This is a genomic window from Mycobacterium helveticum, assembly GCF_007714205.1.
GTDB lineage: Bacteria > Actinomycetota > Actinomycetes > Mycobacteriales > Mycobacteriaceae > Mycobacterium > Mycobacterium helveticum.
Genome location: NZ_VMQU01000037.1, coordinates 1 through 13,443 on the forward strand (window position 1 = coordinate 1; position 13,443 = coordinate 13,443).

Consider the following 13,443-nt stretch of genomic DNA (forward strand, 5'->3'; position numbering starts at 1 on the left):
CCCGTCTTTCTCGGTGGTGGCGCGTTTGCGGGCGCGGTCGCTTATCGTGCTGTTGCGTCCGCTTCGCGCCTACTAAATCGGCGGGGTGGGGCGGCGCGCCATCGACTATCCCCGCGGGCTGGGCGGGCGGGTCCCCGTGCGCCCCGATGCCGTCGACCTGCTGGTGCAACTGGCGGCCGGCGACGCCCGCCGCGCCCTGACCGCGCTCGAGGTGGCCGCCGAAGGTGCCGCCGCAGCCGGCGACGAGGTCACCGTCGAGACGATCGAGCAATCCCTGGACAAGGCCGCGGTGCGCTACGACCGCGACGGCGACCAGCACTACGACGTCGTCAGCGCCTTCATCAAGTCGGTACGCGGCTCCGACGTCGACGCCGCGCTGCACTACCTGGCCCGCATGCTCGTCGCCGGGGAGGACCCGCGCTTCGTCGCGCGCCGGCTGATGATCCTGGCCAGCGAGGACGTCGGCATGGCCGACCCGACCGCGCTGCAGACCGCGGTGGCCGCCGCGCAGACCGTCGCGTTGATCGGCCTGCCCGAGGCGCAGCTGACGCTGGCGCAGGCCACCGTGCACCTGGCCACCGCGCCCAAGTCGAACGCGGTCACCACCGCGCTGGCGGCGGCGATGGGCGACGTCCGGGCCGGCAAGGCCGGCCCGGTCCCGGCGCACCTGCGCGACGGGCACTATGCCGGCGCGGCGGCCCTGGGCAACGCCCAGGGCTACAGATACTCGCACGACGCCCCGGACGGTGTTGTGGCCCAACAATATCCGCCCGACGAGCTGGTGGGGGTGGACTACTACCGGCCCACCGGTCGCGGGTCCGAGCGCGACATGGCGGGCCGTCTCGAGCGGCTGCGCGCGATCATCCGCCGCCGGCGGGGCTGACGGATCCCCAAGCGGCGTCCTTCGGCTTCGACGCCGAGATCGACGTTTGGCAGAGAAAGCGCGAGTAGACCCCGGCAAAACGTCGATCTCGGCGAACGGCGACCGTCCGTAGGCGCCTCAGACCAGCTCGGGCACCCTCAGGTGGGCGAGCGCCAGCTCGAACTCGGCCACGTCGACGACCTCGGCTCCCAGGTCGCGCGCCCGCCTGCTGCGCAGCTCGGTCGCCCGGTCGCGGTTGCGCGCCATCGCGTCCATGCTGTCGAACGTCGAGGACGACACCGCCCGCCGGCACGCGGGGTGCGCGACGAGCAGGCTGGTGCTGCAGAACCCGCCGATGTCGATGGACAGGGGTTGCGCCTGAATGGTGGTGGAGCGTGCGTACACGATCGACCCCTCTCGTGTCGGGGCAGCGCCCCCGGTGGCGCCACCGGTCCCATCAGTCACCCTCCTCCTGCATACGAGGGTGTGGCAACCGTCACAGGGAAGTTGGCCGCGACCTGCGGTCCCGCCGTAGGCTGGACCGGGTGCTCACCGATGTGCTGGACGTGGACACCTCCCGGCGTCGCACCGTCGATCTGACCGATGCCGTCCGCAGGTTCTGCTTCAGCTGCGGCGACGGCCTGTGCAACGTGTTCGTCCCCCACGCGACGGCCGGGGTGGCGATCATCGAGACCGGTGCCGGCTCCGACGACGACCTGGTCGACACGCTGGAGCGGCTGCTGCCGCGCGACGACCGGTACCGGCATTCGCACGGCTCCCCGGGTCACGGCGCCGACCATGTGCTGCCCGCGATCGTGGCTCCGTCGGTGACGGTGCCGGTCACCGGCGGCGAGTTGCAGCTGGGCACCTGGCAGAGCATCGTGCTGGTCGACCTCAACCGCGACAACCCGCGGCGGTCGGTGCGCCTGACTTTTCTGGAGGGTTAGAGCTTTCCGGCGGGTCAGCGGGCCGGTAGCCCAACCGGCGACGCGGTACTGTTTGGGCGGTCGAGCCGGTCGTTAGACAGTCTCCCCAAACCCGGCGAATAGGCTGGGTAACGACGCGAGGTCAGCCGCGCGCCCGGCCCGTCCGGGCCGCGGCAATCATGAGGAAAACAGGAAGAGCGGACAAGAGTGCAGACACACGAGATCAGGAAGCGGTTCCTCGATCATTTCGTGAAGGCGGGTCACACCGAGGTGCCGAGCGCGTCGGTGATCCTCGAGGACCCCAACCTGCTGTTCGTCAACGCCGGCATGGTCCAGTTCGTGCCGTTCTTCCTGGGGCAGCGCACACCGCCCTACTCGAAGGCCACCAGCATCCAGAAGTGCATCCGCACACCCGATATCGACGAGGTCGGGATCACCACCCGGCACAACACGTTCTTCCAGATGGCGGGCAACTTCTCGTTCGGCGACTACTTCAAGCGCGAGGCCATCGAACTGGCGTGGAGCCTGCTGACCACCGGTGTCGACGCGGGCGGCTACGGCATGGACCCCGAAAGAATTTGGACCACAGTCTTTTTCGATGACGACGAGGCCGTGCGGCTGTGGCAGGAGATTGCCGGGCTGCCGGTCGAGCGCATCCAGCGCCGCGGCATGGAGGACAACTACTGGTCGATGGGCATCCCCGGGCCGTGCGGGCCGTCGTCGGAGATCTACTACGACCGCGGCCCGGAGTTCGGCGTGGGCGGCGGCCCGATCGCCAACGAGGACCGCTACATCGAGATCTGGAACCTCGTGTTCATGCAGAACGAGCGCGGCGAGGGCACCGGCAAGACCGACTTCGAGATCCTCGGGCCGTTGCCCCGCAAGAACATCGACACCGGCATGGGCGTGGAGCGGGTCGCGTTCATCCTGCAGGGCGTGCACAACGTCTACGAGACCGACCTGCTGCGGCCGGTCATCGACACCGTGGCGACCGCGGCCGCGCGCCCGTACGGCGACCACGGCACACCCGAGGACGACGTGCGCTACCGGGTGATCGCCGACCACAGCCGCACCGCGGCGATCCTGATCGGGGACGGGGTGACCCCGGGCAACGACGGACGCGGCTACGTGTTGCGCCGGCTGCTGCGCCGGGTCATCCGCTCGGCCAGGCTGCTCGACATCGGGGGGCCGATCGTCGGTGACCTGATGGCCACCGTGCGCGACGCGATGGGCCCCTCCTACCCGGAACTGGTCGCCGATTTCGACCGCATCAGGCGCATCGCCGTCGCCGAGGAGACCGCGTTCAACCGCACCCTGACGTCGGGCTCCCGGCTGTTCGAGGAGGTGGTCGGGGCCACCAAAGCAAAGGGCGCCGAGATGGTTTCCGGTTCGGACGCCTTCACCCTGCACGACACCTACGGCTTCCCGATCGAGCTGACGCTGGAGATGGCCGCCGAGGCCGGCCTGCAGGTCGACGAGATCGGCTTCCGCGAACTGATGGCCCAGCAGCGCCGCCGCGCCAAGGCCGACGCCGCCGCGCGCAAACACGCCCACGCCGACCTGACGGCCTACCGGGAACTGGTCGACGCCGGGCCCACCGAGTTCACCGGCTTCACCGAGCTGACTTCCGAGGCAAGGATTCTGGGCATCTTCGTCGACGGCAGGCGGGTGCCGGTGGTCGCCCACGGCCCGGGCGACGGCGGCGCGGCGCACCAGGTCGAACTCGTGCTGGACCGCACCCCGCTCTACGCCGAGTCGGGCGGGCAGATCGCCGACGAGGGCACCATCAGCGGCACCGGGGCCGGGCAGAGCGCCCGGGCGGCGGTCACCGACGTCCAGAAGATCGCGAAAACCCTCTGGGTGCATCGGGTCAACGTGGAATCCGGGGAGTTCGTCGAGGGCGACACCGTCGTCGCGGCCGTGGACCCGGGTTGGCGCCGGGGTGCCACCCAGGGCCATTCGGGCACCCACATGGTGCATGCCGCCCTGCGGCAAGTGCTGGGGCCCAACGCCGTCCAGGCCGGGTCGCTGAACCGGCCGGGGTACCTGCGGTTCGACTTCAACTGGCAGGGGCCGCTGTCGGACACCCAGAGCTCACAAATCCAAGAGGTGGCCAACGAGGCGGTGCAGGCCGACTTCGCGGTGCACACGTTCACCGAGCGGATCGACAAGGCCAAGGCGATGGGCGCGCTGGCGCTGTTCGGCGAGAGCTACCCCGACGAGGTCCGGGTCGTCGAGATCGGCGGACCGTTCTCGCTGGAGCTGTGCGGTGGAACCCACGTGCACAACTCGGCCCAGATCGGGCCGGTGACCATCCTGGGCGAGTCCTCGGTCGGCTCCGGGGTGCGCCGGGTGGAGGCCTACGTCGGTCTCGAGTCGTTCCGCCACCTGGCCAGGGAGCGGGCGCTGATGGCCGGGCTGGCGTCGTCGCTGAAGGTGCCGTCCGACGAGGTGCCCGCCCGGGTGGCCAACCTGGTGGACCGGCTCAAAGCCGCCGAGAAGGAACTCGAACGGGCCCGGCTGGCGGGCACGCGGGCCGCCGCGGCCAACGCCGCGGCCGGTGCGGAGCGCATCGGTAACGTCCGGTTGGTGGCGCAACGGATGTCGGCCGGGACGACGGCGGCCGACCTGCGCTCCCTGGCCGGCGACATCCGCGGCACGCTGGGCAGCGACCCGGCGGTCGTGGCGCTCGTCGCGGAGGGCGACGGCGGGACCGTGCCGTACGCGGTCGCCGCCAATCCCGCCGCCCAGGACCTGGGGGTGCGCGCCAACGACCTGGTGAAGCGCCTCGCCGTGGCGGTCGACGGCCGCGGCGGCGGCAAGCCGGATCTGGCGCAGGGCTCGGGCAAGAATCCCGACGGCATCGATGCGGCGCTCGACGCGGTGCGCGCGGAGATAGTCGAGATCGCGCGGGTCGGTTGAGTGGTCCCCACCCAGCACCGCCTGCCGGACCGGCCCGGGGATCCCGACCAGGATCCGGGCCGGGGCCCAAGGCTCGGCGTCGACGTGGGCAGCGTGCGCATCGGTGTGGCCGCCAGCGACCCCGACGGCATCCTGGCGACCCCGGTGGAGACGGTGCGCCGGGACCGCTCGGACAGGCACGTGCGCCGGCTCGCCCGGCTCGTCGCCGAACTCGGGGCGGTGGAGGTGGTCGTCGGGTTGCCGCGGACCCTCGCCGACCGCACCGGCCCGTCCGCGCGGGACGCGATCGAACTGGCCGACACGCTGGCCGGCCGGATCGCCCCCACGCCGGTGCGCCTCGCCGACGAACGCCTGACCACGGTCAGCGCCCAGCGGTCGCTGCACGCGGCCGGGGTGCGCGCCCGCGAGCAGCGGGCGGTGATCGACCAGGCGGCGGCGGTCGCCATCCTGCAGAGCTGGCTCGACCAGCGCCGCGCCGCCCGCACCGGGCAGGCCGCCGCGGCCGGCGAGGACACCGATGGTTGACAGCCGACGGGCCGAGCCCGAAACGATCGGGCCGCCCCGGCACCGGATGAGCCGTTCGGCCCGCAAGCGCACCGAACGCGGCCGTCGCCGGCGCCGCACGGTCGGCAGGTTCGTGCTCGCCGGAATCGGCGTGGTGGTGGTGGTGGCGGTGCTGGCCGGCACCAAACTCTGGCACACCATGTTCGGGTCCGGCGACGACTACACCGGGGACGGCACCCGCGACATCGTCATCCACGTCCAGGCCGGCGACTCGACCACGATGGTCGGGGAGACGCTGCAGAACCAGCACGTCGTCAAGACGGTCCGGGCCTTCGTCAACGCCGCGCACGGCAACGCCGCGATCACCGCGATCCAGCCGGGCTACTACCAGGTGCGCACCGAGATCCCGGCGGCCGACGCCGTCACGCGGCTGACCGACCCGAAGAACCGGGTGGGCCGCCTGGTCGTCCCGGAGGGCCGTCAGCTCGACGACACCACCGACATGAAGACCAACAAGGTGAACCCCGGCATCTTCAGTCTGATCTCGCAGGCCACCTGTGTGGACCTCGACGGCAACCGGCACTGCGTCGCGGTGGGCGACCTGCGGGCGGCGGCGGCCGACAGCTCGCCGGCGGTGCTCGCGGTGCCGTCGTGGGCCATGGAACCGGTGACCGAGCTGGGCAACAACCATCGCCGCATCGAGGGCCTCATCGCGCCGGGAACCTTCAACGTCGACCCCGCGGCCTCGCCGCCGAACATCCTGGCAAGCCTGATCAGCGCCGGAGCCGTGGAGTACATGAAGTCCGGCCTGGTCGACACCGCCGCGTCCCTGCACCTGTCGCCCTACGACATCCTGGTGGTGGCCTCGCTGGTCCAGCAGGAAAGCAACACGCAGGACTTCCCGAAGGTGGCGCGGGTGATCTACAACCGCCTGCACGAGCACCGCACGCTCGAGTTCGACTCCACCGTGAACTATCCGCTGGACCGCCGCGAGGTCGCCACCAGCGACGCCGACCGTGCCCAGCGGACCCCGTGGAACACCTACGTGTCGCCGGGGCTGCCCGCCACCGCGGTCTGTTCGCCCGGCGTCGACGCGTTGCGGGCCGCCGAACACCCCGCGCCGGGGGACTGGTTGTACTTCGTCACCATCGACGCGCAGGGGACGACCCTGTTCACCCGCGACTACCAACAGCATCTGGCCAACATCAAGCTGGCTGAGCGCAACGGTGTCCTCGACAGCGCCCGTTAGAACAGCGCCCAGGAAAGCCGGGGTGCTGGGCAGGCCGATCGCCCACTCGAAGTCCCCGCAGCTGCACCTGGCCGCCTACCGCGCGCTGGGCCTGGACGGCTGGACCTACGAGCGCATCGAGTGCGGCGCCGACGAGCTGGCGGGCGTGGTCGGCGGCTTCGGGCCCGAGTGGGTCGGCGTGTCGGTGACCATGCCCGGCAAGTTCGCCGCCCTGCGGTTCGCCGACGCGCACACCGAACGCGCGGTCCTGGTGGGGTCGGCCAACACCCTGGTGCGCACCCCGACGGGCTGGCGCGCCGACAACACCGACGTCGACGGCGTGGCGGGGGCGCTGGGGGCCGCCGCGGGCCCGGCGCTGGTGTGCGGGTCCGGCGGCACCGCACCGGCGGCCGTGGTGGGACTGGCGCTGCTCGGCGTCACCGACATCACCGTCGTGGCGCGCGACGCCGCCAAGGCAACCCGGCTGGTGGACCTGGGTGCGCGCGCCGGCGTCACGACGCGATTCTGCGGCCTGGACGGCGCCGAGCTGGCCGGCCGGGTGGCGGCCGCGGAGGTGCTGGTCAGCACCATCCCGGCGGACGCGGCGTCGCGCTACGCCGACGCCTTCGCCGCGATCCCGGTGCTGCTGGACGCCGTCTACGACCCGTGGCCCACGCCGCTGGCCGCCGCGGTCGCGGCCGCGGGCGGCCGGGTGATCAGCGGCGTGCAGATGCTGCTGCATCAGGCGTTCGCGCAGGTCGAACAATTCACAGGGCTGCCCGCCCCGCGAGAGGCCATGGCCGCTGCGCTGGGTTAGCGTGCCTCATGCGGATCGCGGCGGCCGTGCTGGTGCTGGCCTGGCTTGCCGCGCTGAGCTGCTACGACGTGCGGGAGCGCCGGTTGCCGAACCCGCTGACGCTGCCCGGGGCGGCGACGATCCTGACGGCCGCGGCACTGACCGGCCGCGGGCCGGCCGCCCTGGCGGGCGCGGCGGCGCTGACCGGGATCTATCTGCTGGTGCACCTGGCGGCCCCGGCGGGTATGGGGGCCGGGGACGTCAAGCTGGCCGCCGGTCTGGGCGGTCTGGCCGGGTGTTTCGGCGCCGGGGCGTGGTTGCTGGCGGCGCTGGCCGCGCCGGTGCTGACCGCGCTGTGCGGTGCGGTCGCGACGGCCCGGGGCGCGCGCACCGTGCCGCACGGCCCGTCGATGTGCGCGGCGACCGCCGTCGCGGCGGGGTTGGCTCTGCTGGGTTAGCCGTAACTTCGGGTTAGAGCACCCGGGGCCACATGGGACAATGGTCCGGTGTTGCGCTGGATCACCGCCGGGGAGTCGCACGGTCGTGCGCTGGTGGCCGTGCTCGAAGGCATGGTCGCCGGCGTGCAGGTCACCTCCACCGAGATCGCCGATCAACTCGCCCGCCGCCGGCTCGGCTACGGCCGCGGTGCCCGCATGTCCTTCGAGCGCGACGCGGTGACCGTGCTGTCGGGGGTGCGCCACGGCATCACCCTGGGCGGGCCGATCGCCGTCGAGATCGGCAACACCGAATGGCCGAAATGGGAGACCGTGATGGCGGCCGACCCGGTGGACGCCGAGGGAGCGGACGACCTGAAAAACTCGGCCCGCAACGCGCCGCTCACCCGGCCGCGGCCCGGCCACGCCGACTACGCGGGCATGCTCAAGTACGGATTCGACGACGCCCGGCCGGTGCTGGAGCGGGCCAGCGCCCGCGAGACCGCCGCCCGCGTCGCGGCCGGGACGATCGCGCGCTCGTTCCTGCGCCAGGCGCTGGGCGTCGAGGTGCTCTCCCACGTGATCGCGATCGGGCCGTCGGAGCCCTACGACGGCCCGCCGCCACGCGCCGAAGACCTGCCCGCGATCGACGCCAGCCCGGTCCGCGCCTACGACAAGGCCGCCGAGGAGTCGATGATCGCCGAGATCGAGGCGGCCAAAAAGGACGGCGACACGCTCGGCGGTGTGGTCGAGGTCGTGGCGCTGGGCCTGCCGATCGGGCTGGGATCGTTCACCAGCGGCGACACCCGGCTCGACGGCCAGCTGGCCGCCGCCGTCATGGGCATCCAGGCGATCAAGGGCGTCGAGATCGGCGACGGCTTTGCGACCGCGCGCCGCCGCGGCAGCCGCGCCCACGACGAGATGTACCCCGGGCCCGACGGCGTCGTCCGGTCGACGAACCGGGCCGGCGGGCTCGAGGGCGGCATGACCAACGGCCAGCCGCTGCGGGTGCGCGCCGCGATGAAACCCATCTCCACGGTGCCGCGGGCCCTGGCGACGGTCGACATGGCCACCGGCGACGAGGCCGTCGCCATCCACCAGCGTTCGGACGTGTGCGCGGTGCCGGCCGCCGGCGTGGTGGCCGAGACCATGGTGGCGCTGGTGCTGGCCCGCGCGGCGCTGCACAAGTTCGGCGGCGACTCGCTGACCGAGACCCGCCGCAACATCGACTCCTACCGGCGCGCGGTCGCCGAGCGGGAGGCACCGGCGGCCCGGGGGACCGCGTGATGGCGCCCAGGGCGGTGCTGGTGGGGCTGCCCGGCTCCGGCAAATCCACGATCGGGCGGCGGCTGGCCAGGGCGCTCGGCGTGGAACTGCTGGACACCGACGCGGCGATCGAGCAGCGGGCGGGCCGCAGCATCGCCGAGATCTTCGCCACCGACGGCGAGCAGGAGTTCCGCCGCATCGAACAGGACGTGGTGCGCGCGGCGCTGGCCGACCACGACGGGGTCGTCTCCCTGGGCGGTGGCGCCGTCACCAGCCCGGCAGTGCGCGCGGCGCTGGCCGGCCACCCCGTCGTCTACCTGGAGATCAGCGCCGCCGAAGGGGTGCGGCGCACCGCCGGCTCCACCGCGCGGCCGCTGCTGGCCGGCCCGGACCGCGCCGAGAGGTACCGCGAGCTGGTGGCCCAGCGCGTCCCGCTGTACCGGCGCGTCGCCACGATCCGGGTGGACACCAACCGGCGCAACCCCGGGGCGGTGGTGCGCCACATCGTGGCGCGGCTGCCGCAGACCCAGCCCAGCGGGGCGGCCACGTGACCGGCACCACCGCGCCGGTCACCGTCGAGGTGGCCGTCGAACCGCCGTACCCGGTGATCATCGGCACCGACCTGGGCGCCGAGCTGGACCGGCTGCTGTCCGGCCGGCACCGCGTCGCGATCCTGCACCAGCCGGTGCTGGCGGCCGGCGCCGAGCAGATCCGCGCGCGGCTGGCCGAACAGGGCGTCGACGCGCACCGCATCGAGATCCCCGACGCCGAAGCCGGCAAGGACCTGCCGGTCGTGGGGTTCATCTGGGAAGTGCTGGGCCGCATCGGCATCGACCGCAAGGACGCCCTGGTCAGCCTGGGCGGCGGCGCGGCCACCGACGTCGCCGGTTTCGCGGCGGCCACCTGGCTGCGCGGGGTCTCGATCGTGCACATGCCCACCAGCCTGCTGGGCATGGTGGACGCCGCCGTCGGCGGCAAGACCGGCATCAACACCGACGCGGGCAAGAACCTGGTCGGCGCGTTCCACCAGCCGCTGGCCGTGCTGGTCGACCTGGCGACCCTGGGGACGCTGCCGCGCAACGAGCTGGTCTCCGGGATGGCCGAAGTCGTCAAGGCGGGGTTCATCGCCGACCCGGTGATCCTCGACCTCATCGAGGCCGACCCGCAGGGGGCCCTGGATCCGGCCGGTGCCGTGCTGCCGGAGCTGGTGCGCCGCGCGATCGTCGTGAAGGCGCAGGTCGTGGCCGCCGACGAGAAGGAGTCGGGGCTGCGCGAAATCCTGAACTACGGCCACACCCTGGGCCACGCCATCGAGCGCCGCGAACGCTACCGGTGGCGGCACGGCGCCGCGGTGTCGGTGGGCCTGGTGTTCGCCGCCGAGCTGGCCCGGCTGGCCGGGCGGCTGGACGACGCCACCGCGCAGCGGCACCGCGCCATCCTGACGTCCCTGGGCCTGCCGGTGGGCTACGACGCCGACGCGCTGCCGCAGCTGGTGGAATACATGGCCGGCGATAAGAAATCCCGGGCGGGCGTGCTGCGGTTCGTGGTGCTCGACGGGCTGGCCAAGCCGGGCCGGCTGGCCGGGCCGGACCCGTCGCTGCTGGCGGCCGCGTACGCGGGAGTGTGCGCCCCGTGATCGTCAACGTCCTCAACGGCCCGAACCTGGGCCGGCTGGGCCGGCGCGAGCCCGGCGTGTACGGGCACACCACGCACGACGAACTGGCCGCGCTGGTCGAGCGCGAGGCCGCCGGGCTGGGGCTCACCGCCGTGGTGCGGCAAAGCGACAGCGAAGCCCAACTGCTCGAGTGGATCCACGCGGCCGCCGATGCGGGGGAGCCGGTGATCCTCAACGCCGGCGGCCTCACCCACACATCGGTCGCGCTGCGCGACGCGTGCGCCGAGTTGCGCGCGCCGCTGATCGAGGTGCACATCTCCAACGTGCATGCGCGCGAGGAGTTCCGGCGCCACTCCTACATCAGCCCGGTCGCGACCGGGGTGATCGTGGGCCTGGGCGTGCAGGGCTACCTGCTGGCCCTGCGCTACCTGGTCAGCACGCGGGGCCTTTGAGTCAGCTTCCAGTCAGCTTCCTAGTCAGCCTTGCGTCAGCCGGCTCGGTTCAGCCGCGCTCCGGCTCCTCGGAGGGCTGCCCGGTGACCGCTTCGGTGGCCTCGGTGGCCTCGGTGGCCTCGCCCGTCTGGCTCGTCGCCGTGGCGGGGACCGGCTCGATCACCTCGGTCTGGGCCTCGTCGGTGGCCGCGGCCGCGGGCATGTCCTCGGTGCTGCCGCCCCAGGTGCCCGCCGGGATCGCCTCGGTGGGTGCCTCGCGCTCCGCGGTGGCCACCGCCGACGGCGCGCCGGCCGCGGACGCGCCCGCCGGCACGGCCAGCTCGCCGGTGGGGGTGTCATCGGCGCGAACCGCGGAGAACACGTCGGTGTCGGCCCGCTCCTGGTCCGCGCCCTCGCGGGGCGACGGCGGATTGCGGTCCACCCGCCAGCGGCCGAGGGTCACTCCGACGATCGCGGCCAGGAACACGATGAGCGCGGTGAACGCCGCGAACGTCGTCAGCTCGTTGATCAGGCCCCCGGTGTAGAGACCCTTGTAGAACAGCGCGATGACCCAGGACACCGCGCCGCTGAGGACGCCCGCCACCAGGCCGGCCAGCAGCCAGGCCATCGCCAGGTCCCGGCGCCGGTCGGGGTCCGGGTTGGCGGTCGCGTCGGCGCGGCCGTCGAACACCCCCCACACGAACGCGGCGGCGGTGAACAGGAGCAGCAGCACGATGCTGACCAGCCCGGCCTGCGTCGGCCAGGCGTTGATGATCGTCCCCTGAATCAAGCGGACGACGACCATCACCCCGGCGAATACCAGTCCGCGCAGCATCCAGTTAGTCATGGGCCCTCAGCGTAGCGAGTACCGTCAAGGGGCGTGACACATTCGCAGCGTCGAGACAACGTGAAGGCGCAGATCGCCGCCGCCGGGCTGGAAGCCATGCTGGTCACGGACCTGATCAACGTCCGCTATCTGTCCGGATTCACCGGATCCAACGGCGCGTTGCTGGTGTTCGCCGACGACTCGGACGGGCGGAGCCCGGTGCTGGCCACCGACGGCCGGTACCGCACCCAGGCCGCCGAGCAGGCGCCCGACGTCGAGATCGCGATCGACCGGGCCGTCGGCCGGCACCTGGTCGGGCGGGCCGCCGACGCCGGGGTGGGCAAGTTGGGTTTCGAAAGCAACGTCGTCACCGTCGACGGCTTCGACGCCCTGACCGCCGAGCTGCGGGAACGCCAGGCGGCCACCGAGTTGGTGCGGGCCGCCGGCACGGTGGAGGCGCTGCGCGAGATCAAGGACGAGGGCGAGGTGGCGTTGCTGCGGCTGGCCTGCGAGGCGGCCGACGCCGCGCTGACCGACCTGGTGCGGCGCGGCGGCCTGCGGCCCGGCCGAACCGAGCGCGAGGTGAGCCGCGAGCTGGAGGCGTTGATGCTCGACCACGGCGCCGACGCGATCTCCTTCGAGACGATCGTGGCGGCCGGCGCCAATTCGGCGATCCCGCACCACCGGCCGACCGATGCGGTGCTTGCCGCCGGCGATTTCGTCAAGATCGACTTCGGCGCCCTGGTCGCCGGATACCACTCCGACATGACGCGCACCTTCGTGCTGGGGAAGGCCGCCGATTGGCAAATGGAGATCTACCGGCTGGTCGCCGAGGCGCAGCGCGCCGGCCGGGAGGCGCTGGTGCCCGGTGCCGCGCTTCGCGACGTGGACGGCGCGGCCCGCAAGCTGATCGCCGACGCCGGCTACGGCGAGCAGTTCGGCCACGGCCTGGGCCACGGGGTGGGCCTGCAGATCCACGAAGCGCCGGGGATCGGCGCCAACTCCGCCGGTACACTACGGGCGGGCTCCGTGGTGACCGTGGAGCCCGGTGTCTATCTACCCGGCCGCGGCGGTGTCCGCATCGAGGACACGCTGGTCGTGCCCACTGAGACATCGGCGACCGCCGGGCACGGCCCGCAATTGCTGACTCAGTTCCCCAAGGAACTGACCATCCTAACCTAGCCAGCGCTATGCTCTGAACTGCTGAAATGCGTGAATACGCCAGCGCTGTAGGCGTGATTATCTTGGGGACCAGCGAACTTCCGGAAAGCCGCGGAGGAGAGCAATTCCCATGGCCACACCCCCCAGCCCTGGCCTCACCCCCGCCCGTTCGCCTCACTGCACACCTGGCCCCCGCCACCGCCAGGCGCGTTTTCCGCGGAATTGTGCACGGCAATGCGCATACGGCAATGCGAATACGCTGACGAGGGGGTTAATGTGACCTCGAATCGGGTCACAGGTGTTGACATGCAACGCCTATAGGGAGTGCCGTTAGCCCTGAAACAGGCGGAAGGAAAACCAGCGAATGATGCACAGACTCGCCACGCTGATGGTCGGCTTTCTCGCCACAGGCGCACTACTGGCAGGTGCGGCTAACGCCGATCCGGATAATTCTTCGGCCAAAGTCGTTCGC

12 protein-coding genes and 2 pseudogenes are annotated in these 13,443 nt (G+C 72.2%); 12 read left to right on the forward strand and 2 right to left on the reverse strand.

Features of this window, described 5'->3' with window-relative positions; all coding sequences use genetic code 11:
• A pseudogene (locus FPZ47_RS10835) lies at window positions 1-883 on the forward strand (AAA family ATPase); the annotation flags it as partial.
• A 117-nt stretch (window positions 884-1,000) separates the two neighbouring features.
• Here the strand turns inward: FPZ47_RS10835 and FPZ47_RS10840 are convergent.
• Window positions 1,001-1,219: pseudogene (locus tag FPZ47_RS10840) on the reverse strand (hypothetical protein); the annotation flags it as partial.
• A 200-nt stretch (window positions 1,220-1,419) separates the two neighbouring features.
• On the opposite strand from FPZ47_RS10840, the gene FPZ47_RS10845 reads away from it, so the two are divergent.
• The 10 genes from FPZ47_RS10845 (at window position 1,420) to aroQ (ending at window position 11,005) form a co-directional block, all read left to right on the forward strand.
• Window positions 1,420-1,809 carry a secondary thiamine-phosphate synthase enzyme YjbQ gene (locus FPZ47_RS10845; RefSeq protein ID WP_210419880.1) on the forward strand — a complete coding sequence of 130 codons (390 nt, stop codon included), beginning with the start codon at window positions 1,420-1,422 and terminating at the stop codon, window positions 1,807-1,809.
• A gap of 186 nt (window positions 1,810-1,995) precedes the next feature.
• Window positions 1,996-4,710 carry an alanine--tRNA ligase gene (alaS, locus tag FPZ47_RS10850; protein WP_144955075.1) on the forward strand — a complete coding sequence of 905 codons (2,715 nt, stop codon included), beginning with the start codon at window positions 1,996-1,998 and terminating at the stop codon, window positions 4,708-4,710.
• Entirely contained in the window at window positions 4,711-5,235 is a 525-nt protein-coding gene (ruvX, locus tag FPZ47_RS10855) for a Holliday junction resolvase RuvX (protein ID WP_144955078.1), read from the forward strand.
• Window positions 5,228-6,463: an endolytic transglycosylase MltG gene (locus FPZ47_RS10860; protein WP_144955081.1), complete on the forward strand. Its 1,236-nt coding sequence runs from the start codon at window positions 5,228-5,230 to the stop codon at window positions 6,461-6,463. The genes ruvX and FPZ47_RS10860 overlap by 8 nt, the downstream gene beginning before the upstream one ends.
• Entirely contained in the window at window positions 6,441-7,259 is an 819-nt protein-coding gene (locus FPZ47_RS10865; RefSeq protein WP_144955084.1) for a shikimate dehydrogenase, read from the forward strand. The genes FPZ47_RS10860 and FPZ47_RS10865 overlap by 23 nt, the downstream gene beginning before the upstream one ends.
• 8 nt (window positions 7,260-7,267) lie before the next feature.
• Window positions 7,268-7,696, forward strand: coding sequence for an A24 family peptidase (locus tag FPZ47_RS10870; protein WP_144955087.1), 429 nt, complete (start codon window positions 7,268-7,270; stop codon window positions 7,694-7,696).
• A 48-nt stretch (window positions 7,697-7,744) separates the two neighbouring features.
• Window positions 7,745-8,959, forward strand: coding sequence for a chorismate synthase (gene aroC, locus FPZ47_RS10875; RefSeq protein ID WP_144955090.1), 1,215 nt, complete (start codon window positions 7,745-7,747; stop codon window positions 8,957-8,959).
• Window positions 8,959-9,489 (forward strand): shikimate kinase, encoded by a 531-nt coding sequence (locus tag FPZ47_RS10880; RefSeq protein WP_144955093.1) that lies wholly within the window; start codon window positions 8,959-8,961, stop codon window positions 9,487-9,489. The genes aroC and FPZ47_RS10880 overlap by 1 nt, the downstream gene beginning before the upstream one ends.
• Complete coding sequence (aroB, locus tag FPZ47_RS10885) at window positions 9,486-10,574, forward strand: 3-dehydroquinate synthase (protein ID WP_144955096.1); 1,089 nt, start codon at window positions 9,486-9,488, stop codon at window positions 10,572-10,574. The genes FPZ47_RS10880 and aroB overlap by 4 nt, the downstream gene beginning before the upstream one ends.
• Window positions 10,562-11,005: a type II 3-dehydroquinate dehydratase gene (aroQ, locus tag FPZ47_RS10890; protein ID WP_144955099.1), complete on the forward strand. Its 444-nt coding sequence runs from the start codon at window positions 10,562-10,564 to the stop codon at window positions 11,003-11,005. The genes aroB and aroQ overlap by 13 nt, the downstream gene beginning before the upstream one ends.
• 49 nt (window positions 11,006-11,054) lie before the next feature.
• Here the strand turns inward: aroQ and FPZ47_RS10895 are convergent, their stop codons facing one another.
• Complete coding sequence (locus FPZ47_RS10895; protein ID WP_210419879.1) at window positions 11,055-11,831, reverse strand: B-4DMT family transporter; 777 nt, start codon at window positions 11,829-11,831, stop codon at window positions 11,055-11,057.
• Window positions 11,832-11,864: 33 nt separating this feature from the next.
• Here FPZ47_RS10895 and FPZ47_RS10900 point away from each other — a divergent pair, with 33 nt between their 5' ends.
• Window positions 11,865-12,992 (forward strand): M24 family metallopeptidase, encoded by a 1,128-nt coding sequence (locus tag FPZ47_RS10900; RefSeq protein ID WP_144955102.1) that lies wholly within the window; start codon window positions 11,865-11,867, stop codon window positions 12,990-12,992.
• Window positions 12,993-13,443 lie beyond the last annotated feature (451 nt).

Excerpts from the sequence above, each read along its gene's own strand:
- FPZ47_RS10860 (WP_144955081.1), top strand. The coding sequence starts at position 5,228 with ATGGTTGACAGCCGACGGGCCGAGCCCGAAACGATCGGGCCGCCCCGG.
- FPZ47_RS10870 (WP_144955087.1), top strand. The coding sequence starts at position 7,268 with ATGCGGATCGCGGCGGCCGTGCTGGTGCTGGCCTGGCTTGCCGCGCTG.
- FPZ47_RS10880 (WP_144955093.1), top strand. The coding sequence starts at position 8,959 with ATGGCGCCCAGGGCGGTGCTGGTGGGGCTGCCCGGCTCCGGCAAATCC.
- FPZ47_RS10895 (WP_210419879.1), bottom strand. The coding sequence starts at position 11,831 with ATGACTAACTGGATGCTGCGCGGACTGGTATTCGCCGGGGTGATGGTC.